Source organism: Arthrobacter sp. GCM10027362, from assembly GCF_042679445.1.
In the GTDB taxonomy this organism is placed as follows: domain Bacteria; phylum Actinomycetota; class Actinomycetes; order Actinomycetales; family Micrococcaceae; genus Crystallibacter.
On record NZ_JBHTML010000345.1, the window covers coordinates 1 to 1,725 of the forward strand.

The following is a 1,725-nucleotide window of genomic DNA, read 5'->3' on the forward strand; positions in this document are numbered from 1 at the left end:
GGCCCGGCACCGAGGACCTGCTGACGGTCCGGGCAGCGGCGGCGCTGCGGGAGGCCGACATCGTCTTCTACGACCGGCTGGCCCCGCACGCGGGCCTGGAGCGGCTGGCCCCCGGCGCCGAACTGGTCGACGTCGGCAAGCGTCCGGGCCACCACCCGGTGGGGCAGGCGGAAATCGAGCGGCTGATGATCGAGTCCGCCCGGGCGGGCCGCAATGTGGTCCGGCTCAAGGGCGGGGACCCGTTCGTCTTCGGCCGCGGCGGCGAGGAAGTGGCCGGCTGCGCCGAAGCCGGCGTGCCGGTCAGCGTGGTCTCCGGGGTCACCAGCGCCATTGCGGTTCCGGCCGCCGCAGGGATCCCGGTCACGCACCGGGAAGTCAGCCGGATGTTCACGGTGGTCTCCGGTCACGCCCCGCTCACCGATGAAGAGCACGGGCACCTGGCCGGACTTGGCGGGACCATTGTGGTGCTGATGGGCGTCGGCACCCTGCCGCAGCTGGCCGCGGGACTGCGCCGGGCCGGGATGCGCGCCGACATGCCGGTGGCGGTCGTCGAACGCGGCTTCAGCGATTCCCAGCGCACCACCGTCTCGGACCTGTCCGGGATCGTGACCGCCGCGGCCGCGGCGCGCTGCAAGTCTCCCGCGGTGCTGGTCATCGGCGAGGTGGTGCGCCAGGCCGGCAGCTGCCGGGAACAGGCCGCGCAACTGGCCGGGCTGGCCGGGCGGCTGGAGGCGGTATGAGCGCGCCGGTGACAGCATCGATGGCAGCGGTGGCAGCGCCGGACACCGGGCCGCTGGCCGGCTTCCGGATCGGGGTCACCTCGGACCGGCGCTCCTCGGACCTGATCGAGGCCCTGGAGCGCCGCGGGGCCGCCGTGATGCACGCGCCGGCCCTGAAGATCGCCCCGGTGGAGCAGGATGTCCAGCTGCTCCAGGACACCGCCGCGGTGCTGGCCGCCCGCCCGGATATCAGCGTGATCACCACCGCGTACGGCATGCGCCGCTGGTTCGAGGCCGCGGACGCGGCCGGGGTCGGCGAGGAGCTGGCGGAGGTGCTCGAACAATCCCGGATCTACGTCCGCGGCCCCAAGGCCCGCGGCGCGGTGCGCGCCGCGGGGCTGGACGATGCGGGCATCAGCCACGACGAGCGTACCGCCACGGTGGTGGACATGCTGCTGGCCGAAGGGGTGCGCGGAAGCGCCGTCGCGGTGCAGCAGCACGGCTACTCGGATGCCTGCCAGCTCGAGCGGCTGCGCGAGGCCGGAGCCACCGTGCTGACCGTAACGCCCTACCGCTGGGTGAAGCCGCAGGGGGCCGAAGACAAGGTGCCGCGGCTGATCGAGGCGGTCTGTGCCCGCCGGCTGGACGTGGTCACCTTCACCAGCGCCCCGGCGGTGGATGCCCTGTGGAGCACCGCGCACGAGATGGGCCTGCACGGGCCGCTCGTCGAGGCCTTCCGCAGCGGCGTAGTGGCTGCGGCGGTGGGCCCGGTCACCGCCCAACCCCTGATTGACGCCGGTATCCGGCCGATCATGCCCGAGCGCTACCGGATGGGCGCACTGATCCGGCTGCTGGTCGAGCACATTTCCGAGCACCTGGTGGACCGCTACGACACTGCCCTCGGCGAGGTGCAGATCCGCGGCCGGTCGGTGCTGCTGGGCGGGGAGCGGGCGGACCTCCCGCCGGCGCCCATGGCGCTGTTCCGGGCGCTGGCCGCGGCCGGCGG

General features: G+C 74.1%; 2 protein-coding genes. Both read left to right on the forward strand.

Going from position 1 to position 1,725, the window contains the following annotated elements:
- Nucleotides 1–740, forward strand: a 740-nt coding sequence (gene cobA, locus ACFQ36_RS22495) for a uroporphyrinogen-III C-methyltransferase (RefSeq protein WP_377017761.1), incomplete at its 5' end; no start/stop codon positions are given.
- Nucleotides 737–1,725 (forward strand): uroporphyrinogen-III synthase (locus ACFQ36_RS22500; RefSeq protein ID WP_377017763.1); only part of this gene is annotated, 989 nt, incomplete at its 3' end. The genes cobA and ACFQ36_RS22500, both read left to right, overlap by 4 nt.